This window comes from Christiangramia aestuarii (assembly GCF_009735585.1).
Classification (GTDB): domain Bacteria; phylum Bacteroidota; class Bacteroidia; order Flavobacteriales; family Flavobacteriaceae; genus Christiangramia; species Christiangramia aestuarii.
The window spans coordinates 379750-399559 of record NZ_VJVW01000002.1 but is presented as its reverse complement, the minus strand read 5'-3'; the positions used below and the strand labels follow the sequence as shown (position 1 = coordinate 399559).

10 protein-coding genes and 2 tRNA genes are annotated in these 19810 nt (G+C 41.1%); all 12 read left to right on the top strand.

Annotation, left to right across the window (positions count from 1 at the left end; all coding sequences use genetic code 11):
* Nucleotides 1–76: 76 nt before the first annotated feature.
* The 12 genes from FLP08_RS05800 (at nucleotide 77) to FLP08_RS05745 (ending at nucleotide 19808) form a co-directional block, all read left to right on the top strand.
* Nucleotides 77–808, top strand: a complete 732-nt coding sequence (locus tag FLP08_RS05800; protein ID WP_156274949.1) for a hypothetical protein — start codon at nucleotides 77–79, stop codon at nucleotides 806–808.
* 196 nt (nucleotides 809–1004) lie between these two features.
* The gene (locus tag FLP08_RS05795) at nucleotides 1005–6299 is read left to right on the top strand and encodes an ATP-binding protein (protein ID WP_156274947.1); all 5295 of its coding nucleotides are present in this window, start codon (nucleotides 1005–1007) and stop codon (nucleotides 6297–6299) included.
* Nucleotides 6296–8785 carry an ATP-binding protein gene (locus FLP08_RS16460; RefSeq protein ID WP_238388449.1) on the top strand — a complete coding sequence of 830 codons (2490 nt, stop codon included), beginning with the start codon at nucleotides 6296–6298 and terminating at the stop codon, nucleotides 8783–8785. Before FLP08_RS05795 ends, FLP08_RS16460 begins: the two co-directional genes overlap by 4 nt.
* A 15-nt stretch (nucleotides 8786–8800) precedes the next feature.
* Nucleotides 8801–10120, top strand: coding sequence for a sensor histidine kinase (locus FLP08_RS05785; RefSeq protein WP_156274945.1), 1320 nt, complete (start codon nucleotides 8801–8803; stop codon nucleotides 10118–10120).
* Nucleotides 10121–10125: 5 nt separating this feature from the next.
* Nucleotides 10126–10506: a response regulator gene (locus FLP08_RS05780; protein WP_156274943.1), complete on the top strand. Its 381-nt coding sequence runs from the start codon at nucleotides 10126–10128 to the stop codon at nucleotides 10504–10506.
* 18 nt (nucleotides 10507–10524) lie between these two features.
* The gene (locus tag FLP08_RS05775; protein ID WP_156274941.1) at nucleotides 10525–11565 is read left to right on the top strand and encodes an adenylate/guanylate cyclase domain-containing protein; all 1041 of its coding nucleotides are present in this window, start codon (nucleotides 10525–10527) and stop codon (nucleotides 11563–11565) included.
* A 96-nt stretch (nucleotides 11566–11661) separates the two neighbouring features.
* Nucleotides 11662–13494, top strand: coding sequence for an ABC transporter ATP-binding protein (locus tag FLP08_RS05770; protein ID WP_156274939.1), 1833 nt, complete (start codon nucleotides 11662–11664; stop codon nucleotides 13492–13494).
* Between the two features lie 34 nt (nucleotides 13495–13528).
* Entirely contained in the window at nucleotides 13529–13954 is a 426-nt protein-coding gene (locus FLP08_RS05765; protein ID WP_162430944.1) for a hypothetical protein, read from the top strand.
* An 82-nt stretch (nucleotides 13955–14036) separates the two neighbouring features.
* Entirely contained in the window at nucleotides 14037–16616 is a 2580-nt protein-coding gene (mutS, locus tag FLP08_RS05760; protein ID WP_156275672.1) for a DNA mismatch repair protein MutS, read from the top strand.
* Between the two features lie 385 nt (nucleotides 16617–17001).
* Nucleotides 17002–17074 (top strand) — tRNA-Gly (locus FLP08_RS05755).
* 18 nt (nucleotides 17075–17092) lie between these two features.
* A tRNA-Leu gene (locus FLP08_RS05750) sits at nucleotides 17093–17181 on the top strand.
* 512 nt (nucleotides 17182–17693) lie between these two features.
* Entirely contained in the window at nucleotides 17694–19808 is a 2115-nt protein-coding gene (locus FLP08_RS05745; RefSeq protein ID WP_156274937.1) for a site-specific DNA-methyltransferase, read from the top strand.
* The last annotated feature ends 2 nt before the right edge of the window (nucleotides 19809–19810 follow it).

Sequence of the window (19810 nt, the reverse complement as noted above, 5' to 3'; positions counted from 1 at the left end):
AGCTTTTTTTATTTTTAATACACGTATTTTATTGTAATTCAGTAAATTACGTAGGAACAACTAAATTCTATTAATTATGAGAAAATTGATCATTTTATTCCTGCTTATCCCTATCATGGGAATATCACAGGATCAGGAAAGCAGGCTCTTGCACATGTTCGAACTGAAAATCAAAATGAACCAGGGCGAAAAATTCAATGAAGGAATGAAGAAATGGAAAGATTGCTACCTCGAGAATAATGGCAGTGATGTCTGGAACGTATGGAACCGGGTACAGGGCCCTTCGGGTACGGTTGCTGTCACTTATTTTACAGATAAGTGGGCTGAAATGGACGAAGGTCCCGAGGCTGCCGATGAAGCCTGTGCATCTGTCTTCAGGCAGGATGTATTTCCCTATGTAGAAAGCATGACGCGCAGTATTGCTTCAACCATGCCAGAATTCAGCAAAAATCCTACCTCCGGGAATAAGGTCGTGTGGGTTACCTTTTTTAGGACTAACAATTCCTCTGTTTTTAACGAGGTGATACGCGAGGTCTCCTCCACTTACAGAGAGGCCAAGGGAGAACCTTTGGGCTACTGGTATGATTTTGCCGGGGGTGGGCAGGAGGATCCCGATTATATGGTGAGCCTGCCCTATCAGAATTTTGCCGGTCTGGACGCCGAATGGGATGGTCCATGGGATGTCTATGAGCAAAAGCACGGCAAGGCAAAAATGACCGAAATGAGGGATAAGTTCAGGGAGGCTTTAGATGATTCCTGGGCTTATGTGTATAAATTGAACGAAGATCTTAGCAATCAGTCTCAATAGTTTAGTTTAATTATTTGAAGGAAAATGGCAGCCTATGGCTGTCATTTTTTCTCTTTAATCATTTGAAATAAAGGCTTACATGTGAGATATCCCCCCTGAATAACAGCTAGTTTTATTAAAGTTCTATTTCCTCTCGGCTAAAGGAATTAATAACTGAAACTAATTATCATCCATTCAATCCAGAAACTTATTTAATATGAGCATTACTCAAAAACAGAAAGATGAGGTTCTGAGTATTTATCAAAAGTGGCTTGATAGTTATTTGAATGGTGATATATATACCTACGATTCCTATTTTGATGATGATTACCATTTCATTGGTTCTACCAACAATGAAGAGTTCCTAAACCGAAAGGATACCACGGAATTTTTTAGAAAAACCACCGATCAATTTGCCGGGAAAACTGACCTGAGAAATAATATTACCACAATAGAAAAATTCGGGGATATTATTTTTTTAACCCACCTCTTTGATGCCTGGTTCATGGCTGAAGGAAACTGGACCTATTACGGCAGATTTAGGTTTTCTAACGCACTTCACGAAACCAATAAGGGCTGGAAATTTATTTACCAGCATTTTTCACTTCCAGATGCAAAGACAGAAGAAGGAGAGACCATAGGCTTCGATCAGATTAGTTCTGAAAACCTGCAATTGAGAGAGGCCATTCAAAGACGTACAAAAGAGCTTGAAGAAAAGTCTCGGGAACTTCAGGTAGAAATGGCATTGGAAAAAGTCAGGGCGAAATCCTTGGAAATGCAGCATACCTCAGAGCTTCAAGATGTAATTAAAAGGGTTCACCGGGAGCTGCTTAAACTGGAGCTACCAATTACGGGAGGAGCCTTTATCATCATAAATTCAGATATACAGGATGAACTTTGGTGCTGGGGGGCAGGAGGTACGGCAGATTATGTCCAGAAAGTTCATGTGCCCCCTATAGATAAACCTATCTACCAAAATCTTATTAAGGGAATAAAGAAGGGGGCTGGATTTTTCACAGAAGAATTCAGCCAGGCGGAGAAAATTGAATTTTTTGAACACCTTTTTAAATTCCCTCCATACTTAAATGCCGATGAGGCGCATAAAAAAGAAGTGTTTTCACGCCAAGGTGGATATACCCGTTCATGTGCCGTTTTTAAGAACACCTCGATATTTATAATTAATCATCATGGCAGGATATTTACCGAGCATGAGAACAATGTTTTAAAACGTTTCGGCAGTGTGTTTGAACAGGCCTATACGCGCTTTCTGGATCTTAAAAAAGCGGAAGCTCAAACCAGAGAAGCCCAGATCGAAACAGCTTTAGAACGGGTTAGAAGTCGAACGATGTTTATGCAGCATTCCAAGGAGTTACCTGAAGCTGCCAATATTCTTTTTCTGGAAATTGAAAAACTTGGAATTCCGGCCTGGAGTGCGGGATATAATATTCTTTCAGAAGACAGGCGATCCAGTACCTGCATTATGAGCAGTGAAGGAGAATTGCAGGAACCTTTCGTACTGCCTTTAACGGAGCATGAAAGTCTGCTTCCCTGGCATGAGGCGATAGTTAGAAATGTGGATTTTTTTGTTTACGGACAGGAGGGTGAAGATCTGGTAGAGCATTATGATTATATGACATCTCTGCCCGAACTTAAAAAGACCTTTGAGCAATTTCAGGAGGCGGGATTAGATCTGCCCAAACGACAGTTCAATCACCTGGTGAGATTCAATAAAGGATTTTTGCTTTTTATCACCTATGAGGAAGTCCCTGAAGCTCATGACATTTTTAAACGCTTCGGAAAAGTATTTGAGCAAACCTATACCCGTTTTCTCGATCTCCAGAAAGCTGAAAAACAGGCCAGGGAAGCCGAAATTAACCTGGCTTTGGAGCGAATAAGAGCCGCGACGATGGCAATGCATAATACCGAGGAGATAGGAAATACCGTAATCACTTTCTTTCAGGAATTACGCGGATTGGGACTTCCTGAATCTACAAGATGTGGTATTGGTATTCTCAGTCAGTCTGAACATATGCAATTATATACCGCTTCTACTAAGAAAGGACATCATGCCAAGCTTACCACAGTGAATTTAGATATGAGCCTTCACCCTTTGCTGGTAGGGGTGAAGAGGGCCTGGGAAAAAGGTGAGGCAGCCTTTTCTTATGAATTAAAAGGAGTGGATAAATTCAAATATTTCGATAGATTAAACAAAGTCAGGGAATACCCGGTGAATATCGATCTGGAGACTTTATCTGAAATTGTCTATCACTTCAGTTTTCCCTTTAAGGATGGGGTCCTGTTCGTATTCCTCGATGAACCATTAACCTCAGAATATGAGGAGATCTGTAAACGCTTTGCCCGAAGTTTCAGCCTTACTTACACCCGTTTTCTGGATCTTCAAAAAGCCGAAAATCAGGCCAGGGAGGCTCATATCGAGGCGGCCCTGGAAAGGGTGCGTAGCCGAACGATGGGAATGCAAAAAAGTTCTGAACTGGAAGAGGTTATTAAGGTCGTATTTGATCAGCTGGTACATCTGAATTTTAATATTGAACACGCCGGGTTTATCATTGACTACAAGGAGAACGATGATATGCATATCTGGCTTACCGATAAAAACAAAGTCCCTGCTGAGGTCACTGTTCCCTATATAGATACTCCGCACTGGAACAGTTTCTTAAAGGCTAAAAAGAACGGGGATAATTTTTTTAGCAACCTTTACACATTTGAAGAAAAAAATAAATTCTATCGGGAGTTGTTCGAAATTATTCCAGGGGTAGATGAGGAAACAAAAAGCCATTATCAAAATTGTAAAGGGCTTGCCATATCTACGGTTTTAATGGACGACGTAGGGCTTTACATAGAGAACTTTGAAGGTGAGCTCTTTTCTGAAGAAGAAAATAAAACCCTTCTAAGGTTCGGTAAGGTATTTCAGCAAACTTATACCCGATTTCGTGACCTGGAAAATGCCGAAGCTCAAACCAAACAGGCCCAAATTGAAGCGGCACTGGAGAGAGTGCGTAGCAGGTCTATGGGAATGCAAAACAGCAAGGACTTTAGCTCTGTCACCACCGAAATGTTTAATCAGCTGCGAAACTTTGGGGGCGATTTATTTGCCACCGGAATCGTTTTCTGTGATAAGCATAAAGATCATGTAGAGCAATGGCATAGTATTCCAGGGGCCGGTATGATGAGTCCTTTTATTGTTCCAAAAGACCTGGACTATATTCACGAATACAGGTATAACCAGTGGAAAAAGGGAGAAGAACTATTCTCTATAGAGATACCGGAAGATTTTATTGAAAAACATTTCCAGGATATCTTCAATCTGCCTTCTGCTCAAAAAGTACTTAAAGATCTTGAGGAAAACGATACTCCCATGCCCGGGGCTCCTCCCTGGGAAATTGACTATGGGGCATCCTTTAAGAATGGATATATACTGGTTTCTGCTTTGCAGGTTTTTGAAGAAGCCCATATTCTTCCTCGTTTTGCAAAGGTCTTTGAACAGGCTTATATCAGGTACCTGGATCTCAAAAAAGCAGAACTTCAGGCCAGGGAAGCACAGGTCGAAGCTGCACTGGAAAGAATACGTAGCAGATCTATAGGCATGCAAAAGAGCGAAGATCTGGCAGATCTATCTCTGGAACTGGTAAAACAGGTTCAGGAACTGGGGGTGTCCACCTGGTTTTGCGCCTTCAATATTTATGATGACGATGAGAGAGGTTCTGTGGAATGGGGGAGCAATGGCCAGGGTGTATTCCCTAAATACAGAACACCAAGGGAAGGGGTTTTTCTTAAATATTATGAAGCTGGACAGCAAGGCCAAAGCTTGCTGGTCAACGAAATAGGTGAGGACGAGTGTCCGGCCCATTACGAATATTTATGCTCCCTGCCGGGGGTTGGTGATCAATTATTGCAAATGAAAGCAGAGGGAATTTCTTTCCCTACCTCCCAGATAGATCACGTTGCTTTTTTTAAATATGGATATCTCATTTTTATCACCTATGAACCTGTCCCGGAATCTTACGAGATCTTTAAAAGATTTGCCCGGGTCTTTGAACAGTCTTATACCCGTTTCCTCGATTTACAAAAGGCTGAAGAGCGGGCTAGGGAAGCCAGGGTAGAAACAGCCCTGGAAAAGGTGAGAAGCCGTACCCTGGCGATGGAGAGGAGCAAGGAATTTACCGAAACCTCCATGGTCGTTTTTGAGCAGTTACTGGAACTGGGTATTTCTCCAAATAGGTTATTTATAGGCCTTATCGATAGTGACCTGGACACCATAGACGCCTGGGCAACCAATGAAGACGGCAGCAGGCTTGCCAATCACTTCAAGTTAGAAGCTTCAAAAAATAGATCTATCGCCCGGATGTTAGACGGCTGGAAGCAGGGAAAGACTTCCCAGATAATAGATATGGAAGGCAGGGAATTGCAGGATTATTTCAAGTATCTAAATGAGGAATTGAAAATTCCATTTCAGGGTGGCGTTGAACAAAAAAGGAGGATACAGTACATGGCCTATTTTTCTGGAGGTCTTATTGGTTTGGCTTCCGGAGAAGAACAGGATGAAGATGCCCTTGAATTGCTGGAGCGTTTTGCGGCAGTATTTAACCTTACCTATATCCGTTTTAAAGATCTGAAAGTTGCTGAAGCCAATGCCATCAAAGCCAGGCAGGATCTTAAGGAAATCAAAGCGGCCAGGGAAAATGCGGAAAAAGCCCTTACAGAACTTCAGCAAACCCAGAAACAATTAATTCAATCTGAGAAAATGGCCAGCCTGGGAGAACTTACTGCGGGAATAGCCCACGAGATCCAGAATCCGTTGAATTTCGTGAATAATTTTTCTGAAGTAAGTAACGAACTGCTCGATGAAATAGCCGAAGAAATAGAAAAAGGCGATCTGGAAGAGGTAAAAGAAATTTTGAAAGACATCAGGAATAACCTTAATAAAATAAACCATCATGGAAAGCGCGCAGATGCTATTGTAAAAGGGATGCTACAGCATAGCAGGAAAGGTAATTCAGAAATAGAACCTACAGATCTTAATATTTTGTGTGATGAATATCTGCGTTTAGCCTATCACGGCTTACGCGCCAAGGATAAATCATTTAATGCTAGTCTGGAAACAGATTTTGATCCAGGCCTGGGGAATATACCTGTGATGGCTCAGGAGATCGGCAGGGTGATCCTCAATTTGCTTACCAACGCCTTCTATGCCGTATTGCAGAAAAGAAACAATTCCAGTGATGCCTTATATGAACCAAAAGTCAGCATTTCAACTCATAAGGAAGCTAACCAGGTGCTTATTCGTGTTAAAGATAACGGTTGTGGGATCCCTAAAAAGAACCTGGATAAGATCTTTCAGCCATTTTTCACCACCAAGCCAACCGGGCAGGGAACCGGGTTGGGACTTAGTCTAAGCTACGATATTGTAAAGGCCCATGGAGGTGTTTTGGAAGTAGAAACTCAAAAAGGTAAAGGAACGACCTTCACAATCATAATAAAAACAAACCGATGAAAATCAATCACTTATTATGTCTCCTTTTCTTAGCGGTATGTCTAAATAGTTTAGGCCAGACCAGCAGCGATATAGAGGATTACAAATTTAAGAAAGATAGCATAAAACAACTTATAGATAAATCTTCAGAAGACGGAACAAGAACTATAAGATTAAAGAATGAATTTGCGCGTTTGTGTTTTTTAATACCTGAATTTGAAGATGGTTTCCTGGCTCTACAGGAAGCAAAAATACTTTCTGATAAATTGGATTATGCTGAAGGGGAAGCCATGTACTATTTAACCTTATCCTCTTTCTATTATGATCGTGACAATCCCATTAGTATTTATTATAGAAAAAAGGCTCAGCAGATTTCCAATTACTTAGAGGAAGAGCGTGATGATAATAGCAATTTTACAGATGTACTGAGGGCTGATTCAAATTTAGATGTAGAACTGTTTCAGGATCAATTTAATAAGACACTCGCAAGGGATGAATTATCAAATAACAAAGAGATACAGGCGAATCTTTTATACGCTATCGCCGGAACCTATTATCGCCTCGAGAGCCCGGAAACAGCATTAACGAAGCTAACAGAAGCTATAAACTTATTCTCAGAAATAGGTGAGATCTATCCTGCATTTCATTTATCGACCATTAAAATGGGAACCCTGGTCTATTTAGAAAAGGAAGAAGAGGCCAAAAAAATAGAGCTGGAATTGATCAATTTAATGTCTGCAGAACAGGATAAAAATAATCTGGCACTTATTCATAGCGCTATGGCAAATGGTTACAGGATGCAGGGCAGGTGGTCACTTGCGATTGAATATTATCTTAAAACCCTGGAGTTATTAGATCCCGTCGAAGATCGGGAATTAAGGATAATAGATCAATATAACCTGGCTATAGCTTATGAAAATTATGGTATGGACAGCAGGGCTTCAGATAACTATCGCATTGCAATTGAAGAATTAGAAAAGGAAAAGGATTCCTTACGATTACGTATAGCCTATGGGACCATTGTATTTCCCCTTATTGCGATAGAAAAATATGAGGAGGCTAAAAAATATATGCAGCTTTCTCTCAAAGATACCGTAAGAAGTAAAGACTGGGCCGTTGCAAGATATAACGACGCCCAGGGCCAGATATTAAAAAGCCAGGGGAAATACAAGGAAGCTATACCCTACTTTCAGAAAGCTGAACAGGGTTTCAGTAAAATAGAGGGAGTTGAGTGGGCTCTTGCATTTATGAATTTATACCTGGCAGAATGTAATTTTCAAATCGAAAATTATGACCAGGCTTTACAATATGCCACCCAATCCCTGAATCTGGATAGTAACGCCCAGGCTACTGAAAAGGCTACTCTTCTTTTATCCCAGATCCACGAGGAGCTTGGTAATCCCGCAATGGCTTATCAGTATTTAAAAGACTATCAGTTATTAAGGTCAGAGAAAGAAAAATCTGAAGAAATAAACAGGATTGCCGATGCTGAGATTCGCTCTATTCTAGATGAAAGCGAAAAGACCATAAATCTTTTAGAAAGAGAAAAATTAGAAAAAGAAAAGGAAAGTATTTTTCAGCGCTGGCTTATTATAAGTGTATTAATTGTCTTGATCTCAGTGGTTGTCCTTGCCATAATTTTATACCGCAACAATAAGAACAAGCAAAAGGCTAATGCTCAGTTAAAAAGACAAAAAAGGAAGATAGAGCAAACTTTAGATCAGCTTAAGGCTACCCAATCTCAACTCATCCAGTCTGAAAAGATGGCAAGTCTGGGAGAGCTTACCGCTGGAATTGCCCATGAGATCCAGAATCCGTTGAATTTTGTGAATAATTTTTCCGAAGTAAATAATGAGTTGCTAGATGAATTAGCTGAAGAAATTGATAAAGGAAACTATGATGAGGTGAGAGTGATTTTAAATGATATCAGAAACAACCTTTATAAAATAAATCATCATGGTAAGCGTGCAGATGCAATTGTAAAAGGGATGCTGCAGCATAGCAGAAAAGAAAATTCTGAAAAAGAACCTACAGATATAAATGTTCTGTGTGATGAATATCTGCGTTTAGCGTATCATGGATTGCGCGCAAAGGACAAATCTTTTAATGCTCATCTGGAAAAGGATTTTGATCCTGGGTTGGGGAAGATCAATGTCATGGCGCAGGAGATTGGAAGGGTGATCCTGAACTTACTCACTAATGCCTTTTATGCCGTGCAACAGAAAAAATGCCAAACCAGCGATCCTGAATATGTACCTAAAGTCGAAATTCTAACTAAGAAAAAGCTCGATCAGGTTTGTATACAGGTAAAGGATAATGGCATTGGAATTTCCCAGAATATCCTGGATAAGGTATTTCAGCCATTTTTTACTACCAAGCCCAGCGGGCAGGGTACAGGGCTTGGACTTTACCTGAGTTATGAGATCATTCAGGTGCATGGCGGGGAATTAAAAATAGATACCAAAGAGGGAGAAGGAACAATATTTACTATCTTATTACCTGTTTAACATTCTGAATTTAAGATGGATACAAAGAAAGATTTACTTCATCAAACTCATCAACGAATTTTCGAGATAATCTTTTCCGGTAAATTATCTGAGAAGGAGGCCGTTAAATTTATCGATGAGGAAATAAGTGGTTTTGGAACAACCTGGGATGAAAAGATCCTCTCGAAGAAAGATTACCTCTGGATCCTGGAAAATACTCGGAATCAACTGGAGAATTACCGTTTGGAATGGAATTCAGAGCCTTTTTCATACAGGATGCTGGCTAAGGATACGGTGGCGGTTCTCTGTGATGATGTGAAATTTTTCTCTCCCATAGCTAATGGGGAGAAGATCGAAATGTATATGAGGTATACAGCTGTTTACGAGTACTCGGGAGGGAAGTGGTTGCTTGTCCATTTCCATGGCTCCAAACCTGAATTTGTGGATAGCGAAGTAGATACTTTTGGAATTGAGCATCTTAAAATGAAAAATGAAGAATTAAAAGAGGAAGTTAAGAAAAGAACTTCCCAGCTCGAAGAATCCTTAAACCGTTTAAAGGCTACCCAGGAACAACTAATCCATTCAGAAAAAATGGCCAGCCTCGGGGAATTAACTGCAGGAATCGCTCATGAGATCAAAAATCCGCTCAATTTCGTTAATAATTTTTCAGACCTGAATGTGGAACTTATCGATGAAACCTTTGAAGAACTGAATAAATTAGAGAGCTCAGCTGCCCTTAGCGAGGCCAGGGAAATCCTTGAAGATGTAAAGTCTAACCTGGAGAAGATAAAGCAGCATGGTTCAAGAGCAGATAGTATTGTAAAATCCATGCTGCAACATAGTCGTGGTGGCAATGGTAAAGCTGAAAAAGTAGATTTCAATGGGCTTATAAAGGAGTATGTTAACCTGGCTTTTCATGGAATGAGAGCCGGTAAAAAACCAATAAATGTGAGTATAGATTATCATCTGGATGAAGAGATCGATAAGGTTCCTGTTATCCATGAAGACTTTAGCAGGGTCATCTTGAATCTATGTAATAATGCCTTCGATGCCATGCATGAAAAGCTCAATATGACTAAAGCTGAATGTGAATATTCACCAAAACTTAGCATCCGAACCTATCGCGAGAATGATAAAATAATGCTTGAAATTGAAGATAATGGCCCGGGTATATCTGACGAATATAGATCTAAGATCCTTCAGCCTTTTTTTACCACAAAAAAGGGAACAGAGGGAACCGGACTAGGGCTGTCTATTACCAATGACATCATTAAGGCTCACGGGGGAGAATTAAAAGTAGAATCTAAAACAGATAATAAAACCTATTCCAGGTTTATTGTTCAATTAAAGAAATGAAGACAATGAAAATACTAATTGTAGATGATGAAAAAGATGTAGAAGATCTTTTCCGGCAGAAGTTCAGAAAAGAGATAAAGAATGAGGACCTGGAAATAGAATTTGCATTTTCGGGTAAGGAAGCATTGGAGATCCTTAAAAGAAAAGATCCGCCAGAAGTGGTTTATGTTTTTTCTGATATTAATATGCCTGGAATGACGGGCCTGGAGCTTCTTGAAAAAATAAAAAAACAATTCCCTAAGATCCCGGTAAGCATGATCTCGGCTTATGGTGATTCAGAGAATTATAACAAGGCTATAAATTCTGGAGCCAAGGAATTTTTTACCAAACCAATCGATTTTGAATCCCTAAGAAATGAGTTAAGAAAACTTGGTGCTCTAAACTAAACAAATAAATCTCTGAAAATGGTCAAAATACTGGTAGTCGATGACGAAGCTGATCTTGAGATTTTGATCAAGCAAAAGTTCAGGAAGAAGATCCGGGAACAAGAATATGATTTCCGTTTTGCCCTGAACGGCCGTGATGCGCTCGAGAAAATTTCGGAAGAACCCGATACAGATATTGTATTGAGCGATATCAATATGCCAGAAATGGACGGCCTCACTTTATTGACTAAGCTGAATGAGAAGAATCCCCTCATCAAGGCGGTGATCGTTTCAGCCTATGGGGATATGGAAAATATACGTACGGCCATGAATCGTGGTGCGTTTGACTTTATAACCAAACCTATAAATTTTGAAGACCTTTCTATCACCGTTGAAAAAACGATTCAGCATGCGAGACAATTAAAAGATACCCTTATCGCCATCAAGGAGAATGATATCCTCAAAATGTACGTGGATGAAAATGTACTTAAATTCATGAACAGCAGGGAATATGAGTCATCCCTAATGGAAAATGAAACAATAGAAGGCAGTGTAGTTTTTATCGACATGGTTGGTTTTACCAGGATTAGCGAAACTGCTCCTCCCAATACCGTGGTGAAAATGATCAATACCTATTTTGATATTATGGCGAAGGAGATCATAGCCCAAAAGGGGTTTATAGATAAATTCATAGGCGATGCGGTAATGGCGGTTTTTCGAGGAGATTATCATTTAGACCGTGCTGTGGATGCAGCACTGGCAGTTAGAAATAAAATTAGTGCCCTGGATCCTCCAGATGAGAATTCAGATTTTAAACCCAAGGTTTCCATAGGGATCAAAAGCGGGGAGATGACCTCTGGAAATATAGGTTCTGAAAGTTTAAAGCGACTGGATTATACGGTGATTGGAGATACGGTGAATACAGCTGCCCGGTTCCAGGATATCGCCAAAGAGAACCAGATCATCATTGGGGAATCCTGCTACGAGAAAATTAAGGAATATTTCAAGTGCCGGGAATTAGGGAAATTTAATTTGAAGAATAAGGTGGAACCGGTAACTATTTTTGAAGTATTGGAATAACCGGGAGTTTTGAAATTTAATGGCTTAATTCCCGACCCAGGCAAAGAACAATTTTAGGTTTAGCCTTAAATTGCACTAATCTTTAAATGAAAAAATTTGCCCAGGCCTAAAAAATCTTTTGAAACCAATAATATTAATTTCCGGGAAAGCTTCGCTTCCCTAAAATTCGTACCCCGCTTTTTCAAGGAGATAAGGGGGGTGAATCCTCTTCTTTTTTACACTAATATCAGTGGAAGAATATTGAATGCGATCCTACCCGTGGTGATGCTATGGGTAGGAAAACTGATCATCGATGAAGTGGTGGTGCAGATCGCTGCTGAAACAAAAGATCTCGACAGGCTCTGGATCCTGGTCGCGGCAGAATTTGGCCTGGCTATAATTTCGGACCTGTTAAGCAGGGGGATCAGTTTAAGCGATGCATTGCTGGGAGACCAGTATTCTATAGATACTTCGGTAAGGATCATCAAAAAAACTTCAGAATTGAACCTGGACCAGTTGGAAGATTCAGAATTCTACGATAAACTGGAAAGGGCAAGACAGCAAACAACCGGAAGGGTGGGGCTAATGTCTAATATCCTTACTCAGGGAGAAGACGTGATCGTGATCATATCCCTGCTAGCGGGGGTGGTTAGTTTTGAACCCTGGCTCATCATTTTGCTAGTGGTTTCCATTATTCCTACGATAATTAACGAGATCAAATTCAGCGGAACCAGTTATTCGCTGGCGAGAAGCTGGACCCAGGAACGCCGTGAACTGGATTACTTAAGGTACGCGGGGGCCAGTGATGTTACCGCCAAGGAGGTCAAATTATTCGGACTTTCGAATTACCTGGCAGACCGCTTCAGGAGACTTTCAGATAAATATTATTTACAAAGCAAGCGACTGGCAAAGCAACGGGCTGGCTGGGGTTCTATTTTTAATGTTATTGGAACAGCGGCTTATTATGGTGCCTATGTTTTTATCATTTTCAGGACGGTCGCCGGGATTTTCAGCCTGGGAGACCTTACTTTCCTTTCCGGATCTTTCAACCGGCTAAGGTCTAAATTACAGGGATTTTTTACCCGGTTTACGGCCATTACTGAAAGTGCACTTTACCTTCAGGATTATTTCGAATTCCTGGACCTGAAGTTTTCTGAAGCCGACGCTGAGGATAAATTACCTCTTCCGAAGGAGATCAGGCAGGGCTTTGAATTCAGGAATGTAGGCTTTAAATACCCGAAATCTGAGAAATGGGTGGTTCGCAATATTAGTTTCGAATTAAAGGCGGGGGAGAAGCTGGCCTTTGTAGGCGAGAACGGAGCCGGGAAAACCACCCTGATCAAACTCCTGCTTCAGTTTTATGAGCCCACGGAGGGTGAGATATTGTTAGATGGCATCCCGGTAAAGAGATATGAACAGGCCGCCTACCAGCAGTATTTCGGGGTGATCTTCCAGGATTTTGTGAAATTCGAACTTACCCTGAGGGAGAATATCGCCATGGGCGAGATCGATGAGATCTCTAACCAGGAGCGTATTGACGGGGCTGCCGAAAAAAGCCTTGCCCGCGAGGTGGTGAGGGACCTGCCCCTGGGATACGAGCAACCTTTGGGAAAAAGGTTCAAGCATGGAAAAGACCTTTCCGGCGGACAATGGCAAAAGATCGCCATCGCCAGGGCCTATATGAAGGATTCTGAAGTACTGATCCTGGATGAGCCAACCTCTGCTTTGGATGCCAGAGCGGAAACCGAAGCCTTCCAAAGATTCATTCAGCTTACCCAGGGAAAGACCGCAGTGATCATCTCTCACCGTTTTAGCACGGTGAGAATTGCAGACAGGATCATGGTGCTGAAGGATGGAGCGGTACTGGAAATAGGAACCCATCAGGAGCTAATGGCCAACGATAAGCTATACACCGAACTTTTTAATCTGCAGGCTGCCGGTTATCAATAATCAGGATTTTTATACTTTGCCATAAAAATAGGAAGTGGATCTTCAAATTATAAGACTTTTACTCGATTTTGGTTTGATGGTGCTAATCTGGGTAGTTCAATTAGTGATATATCCGGGACTATGCTATTATAAAAATGAAGACCTGGGGAATTGGCATAAGATCTATACCGGCCGGATTGGCTTGATCGTTGGTCCGTTGATGATCGCTCAACTTGTTGTGTCCATTCTTCAAATCTGGGAAGTTCAGAATTACTATACCTGGGGAAGTTTACTGGTAATTTTAATGATCTGGATATTGACCTTTCTGGTCTTCGTTCCATTGCATAATTCCATAGATCCCAATAAATCCTGCGAGGAGATCACCAACAGCCTGGTTCAAAAGAACTGGTGGCGCACCTTTTTATGGTCTGTTTTATTTTTAGGAAGTCTAGGCCTTAAAATTTCGGGTTATAATTTTTAAGCAAACCGCCTAATCTTTACTTTAGCAATCCTAAAATCCCGGAAAATTGGCAGCAAAAAAATCCCCAAAGGTGACCCCTTTAATGAAGCAGTATAACAGCATCAAGCAAAAATATCCTGATGCCATGTTACTATTCCGTGTAGGGGATTTTTATGAAACCTTTGGCGAGGATGCAGTAAAGGCCGCCAGGATCCTGAATATCGTTCTTACTAACAGGAACAATGGAAGTGAACGTACCGAACTGGCCGGATTCCCTCATCATTCCCTTAATACCTATTTGCCAAAGCTGGTGAAGGCCGGGCAGAGGGTGGCTATCTGCGACCAGCTTGAGGATCCCAAAATGACCAAGACCATTGTGAAACGTGGGGTGACCGAACTGGTTACGCCAGGGGTGGCCATGAACGACGATATCCTGCAAAGCAAATCGAATAACTTCCTGTGTGCGGTTCACTTCGGAAAAAAGAATCTCGGGGTGTCTTTCCTGGATGTTTCCACGGGCGAATTCCTTTGTGCACAAGGGAATAAGGAGTATATAGACAAGTTACTTCAGAACTTTTCTCCCAGTGAGATCCTGGTTCAGAAGAAATATAAAAAAGAATTCAGCGAGAGCTTTGGCAAAGACCTGCACTGTTTTTACCTGGACGACTGGATCTTTAAAATAGATTATGCCGAGGAGACCCTGAACTCTCACTTCCAGACCAAATCCCTGAAAGGTTTTGGGGTGGACCACCTGGAGGAGGGCGTGATCGCTTCCGGTGCTGTATTATATTACCTGGCAGAGACCAGGCACCACCGGCTTCAGCATATCACTTCCATAAATCGTATTGCCGAGGAGGAATATGTCTGGATGGACCGTTTCACCATCAGGAACCTGGAATTATATCATTCCACGGCGGCCAATGCGGTGACACTGTTGGATATCATAGATAAAACCATTTCGCCAATGGGTGGCCGGCTTTTGAAGAGATGGCTTGCCCTTCCGCTTAAAAATGCGGAAATGATCGAAAAAAGGCTGCAGGTGGTAGATTACCTGATCAAACACCCCGAAAAGCAAGGGGATATCCAGGACCAGATCCGCGAGATCAGTGACCTGGAACGGCTTATTTCCAAGGTGGCAACCCAAAGGATCAGTCCGCGAGAGGTGAACCAGCTGCTGCATTCGCTTAACGCGATCCTGCCGGTGAAGAAACTGGCCCTGGAATGTGAAAATGAAGCCCTGAAGATCATTGGCGACAACCTGCATTCCTGTGACCTGCTGAGGGAGAAAATTTCAGAAAGCATCAGTGAAGATGCACCGGTGAACCTGCAGAAAGGGAACGTGATCGCTAAAGGATTTTCCGAAGAGCTGGATGAACTGAGGAATATAGCCTTTTCCGGAAAGGACTATCTCGATAATATGATCAAAAGGGAGACCGAAGCTACCGGAATTTCTTCGCTGAAGATCGGTAATAATAACGTGTACGGGTATTATATCGAGGTAAGGAATACGCATAAGGATAAGGTGCCGGCAGACTGGATACGTAAACAAACGCTGGTAAACGCCGAACGTTATATCACCGAGGAGCTGAAGGAATATGAATCCAAGATCCTGGGTGCCGAAGAAAAGATCCTGCAGCTAGAGCAGCAGTTGTTCGGAAAACTGGTGGCCTGGATGGCTGAATATATAGACCCGGTACAACAGAATGCCCGGCTTATCGCCAGACTGGATTGTTTATGTTCCTTTGCCCAGCAGGCGCAGGCCGAGAATTACAGCAAACCGGAGATCACTGATGCCTATAGCCTTAATATAGAAGAAGGTCGTCATCCCGTGATCGAAAAGCAACTTCCCACTGGGGAGGTTTACGTAACCAATGATGTTCGTTTAGACCGGGAAGAACAACAGATCATCATGATCACCGGGCCCAACATGAGTGGTAAGTCTGCGATCTTAAGGCAGACCGCCCTGATCGTTCTTATGGCCCAGATGGGAAGTTTTGTTCCCGCCAGGGCAGCCGAGATCGGCCTGGTAGATAAGATCTTTACCAGGGTAGGGGCCAGTGATAATATTTCTATGGGTGAATCTACTTTTATGGTAGAGATGAACGAAACCGCAAGTATCCTGAATAATATTTCAGACCGTAGCCTGGTGTTGCTGGATGAAATTGGGCGTGGAACCAGTACTTATGATGGGATATCGATCGCCTGGGCCATTAGTGAATACCTGCACGAACACCCGGCCAAACCTAAGACCCTGTTCGCCACGCATTACCACGAGCTGAACGAAATGTGCGAAACATTTGGTCGGATCAAGAATTTCAATGTTTCGGTAAAGGAATTAAAAGATAATGTACTCTTCCTTCGTAAACTCGTTCCGGGTGGCAGTGAGCACAGCTTCGGGATACACGTGGCAAAGATGGCCGGGATGCCTCAGATGGTATTGCACAGAGCTAATAAGATCTTGGCAAAGCTGGAAGCTTCTCATTCTATGGAAGACTCAGGTGAAATCCTGAAAAAATCTGTTGAAGATGAGATGCAGTTAAGTTTCTTTAACCTGGACGATCCATTGCTGGAAGACCTGAAACAAGAATTACTGGGAATAGATATAGATACCTTAACCCCGGTAGAAGCTTTGATGAAGCTGAACGAGATCAAACGCATGCTGGCAATAAACAATAAGCAATAAACAGCTTTCAGTGATCAGTGGCGGTTAACAATCTTTTCAATTGATCTTTTGTGGACGTTAGACTTTATTTTGATTTGTCATTTCGACCCCGAAACTTCGGGGGGAGAAATCACATTTAAGTTCGAAGTTTATTATTTATGGTTTCAAGTATCAATTTTGTGGCTCGTTATCCTTTAGTTCAGGTTGAGTGATAATACCGGAACAGCTAACTCATGAAAGCAAGGCAATGCATTTCAAATATTTAAGAGGTTTAAAAGCTTAAGGCTTAATGCTTGTAGCTAAAAGCCTGTATTTTTCTCTAAAAAATTCTTTGCCATTATAAGATTTGTCTTAAATTTGCCTCCGCAATAAAGGCGTCGCCATTATTGCAAATGTTCTTAAAAACGCGAAAATAGCTCAGTTGGTAGAGCGCCACCTTGCCAAGGTGGAGGTCGCGGGTTCGAATCCCGTTTTTCGCTCAGTTTATATAATATTACGCTCGGATGGTGGAATTGGTAGACACGTTGGACTTAAAATCCAATGACCAGCAACGGTCGTGCGGGTTCAAGTCCCGCTCCGAGTACCAAAGACTCTCTTAATCTATTGATTTTGAGGGTTTTTTATTTTTAAGTGGTCTGTTTTGTACGCTTAAATGTACGCAGGGCTATACTTAAGGACTATTCTAATCATTTTTTTAGCCTTATACATTTATCGAAATCTATCTTAGTTGAAAGCGTTAGAAAACATCTCTATTTTTTTCAGCTTCTTTTATCGCAATTTTGACTTTTAATTCACACCCCTCCCCCTCGAAATAGGTTGGTTTTTCTTTGAATTAGAAGGGGGGGCTGGGAAGTACATACCCTTATCACTCATAAAGAGTGTAAAATTATAATACTGTGTGAGTTGTAAAAAGTTAATCTCTAATTCTAATTTGATTAGTGTGTTGCTTATTATAAAAGCGATATAAACTACATATAGTTCTTTAGGAATTTCTGATAAATCTTACTATAATTGATACGCGAAAAACGCCCTACAGTTTTTCTTTTGTTCTCCATTCTAAAAATAAGAATAATAATTCCCTACTTACCAAAAATATAAATGTCGAGACTAACGGAACTACTATCGAGGATTAAAGCAAAAGACCCGAAAATAGGCAATGAATTAGCTAAGGAAATTAAAGTCCTCTCTGCCAGAAGACAATTTGGGTTAAATTTTGAACGTCATAAACCAGAGAATGTTGAATTGGCGAACCGAGAAGTTAGAAGAGGAGATAAAATCAGAGTGCTACCTCAGCGGGGAAGCACTAAAAATTCAGACAAGCGGCTTTGGCAGGTTAAAGATACTTTTAAGAAAAAGAATGATCATTTGGCCACAATTGAATTATTGGGTCACGATGTAGCAGAAACACAGGTAGTAAAAGTAGAAGACCTAATTGTAGTTGCTGAATTTCAGGATTCCATTTATCCAGGTCTTATTTCTACAGGAAAGGTAGAGAAAGGCAAAGATAAACCTTATAATACCGTTATCAATGGTGAGAATTATCATGCACTAAAAGCATTGACTTTTACGCATAAGGGGAAAATTGACGCTATTTATATTGATCCTCCTTACAACACTGGAGCTAAAGATTGGAAGTATAATAATGACTATGTTGAGTCGGATGATCATTATCGCCACAGTAAATGGCTTGCATTCATGGAAAGAAGGCTTGTATTTGCAAAAAAATTGCTTAATCCTTCCTGTAGTGTTCTAATCGTTACTATTGATGAAAAAGAAATAAATAGACTTGGGCTTTTATTGGAGCAATCTTTTCCAGAAGCACAGATCCAAATGATCTCATCAGTTATTAACCCAAAGGGTACGGGGAGGGCACTGTTCTCTAGAACTGATGAATATATTTATTACGTATTTATTGGGTCTGCAAAAGTCCCTGATAAGGTAGGTAAGGGAGAAGAGAAAGAGGTACGTTGGAGATACTTGAGAAGGACTGATGATGAATCTGCGCGAGGCACTAAGAAAGGTGGTCCTGCCCAATTTTATCCTATATATGTTAATAAGAACACACATAAAATTGAGGTTATAGGAGAGCCACTAAAGCCAGAAGATGATATTTCCAAAATCAAAAATATTAATGGTTGTGTAGCTGTATTTCCTATTAGGGAAAAAGACGAGCATCATATGAACTGGGGGCTTACCAAACCAAGTTTGGAAAAAGCATTAAGTAAAGGTTTTGTGAGAGTTTCGCGAAAAGAGGACTCGCAAATTCAACCTTACGTATTTTCATATCTAACGGCACCTAACATTAAGAAAATTGACAACGGTATTCTGTATAAGAAAGGTCAACGAGAAGATGGTTCCTGGATCGTTGTTGACCCATCTGGAAAATCATCAAGACCAACAACCAATTGGAATGAAAAAAGTCATGAAGCTGGAGCTTATGGCACTTCGTTACTTAAAGCTCTGATAGGAAAAAGGAAGTTTCCATTTCCTAAAAGCCTTTATGCTGTTGAAGATGCATTAAGAATAGTAGTAGGTGAAAATAAAGAAGCAAAGGTTCTTGATTTTTTTTCTGGATCGGGTACTACCGCTCATGCGGTAATGCGTCTAAATCGCCAAGACAATGGAGAAAGACAATGTATATCGATTACTAATAATGAGGTCTCCGCTGATGAGCAAAAAGCTCTTATTAAAAAAGGATTCAGAGCTGGTGACCCAGAGTGGGAGAAATGGGGGATTTGCGATTACATTACTAAGCCAAGAATTGAGGCTGCAATAACAGGCGTCACACCGCAGGGGAAACCTATTGAAGGAGAGTATAAATTCAATGATGAGTTTCCTATTTCTGATGGTTTTAATGAAAATGCTGAATTTTTTACCTTGTCTTATCATACCCCTTTAGCAGTAAACCATAATCTGGCATTTAAGCAAATCGCACCGCTATTATGGATGAAGGCAGGCAGTCGAGGGAAGCGGATTCAAGAACTTCCAGAAAGAGGCTGGGAAGTAGCCGATTCTTATGCTCTATTAGTTGATCTAGATAAAAGTTCTGAGTTTATCAAGCCAGTGAAAGCTAGTAAATCAATCACCATGGTTTTTATTGTAACTAATGACGATAGGCGTTTCCAAGCTATTGTTAGGCAATTGCCAGAGTCAGTTGAACCCGTAAGATTATATGAATCATATCTGAAAAATTTTCAATTTACAATTGAATAGAA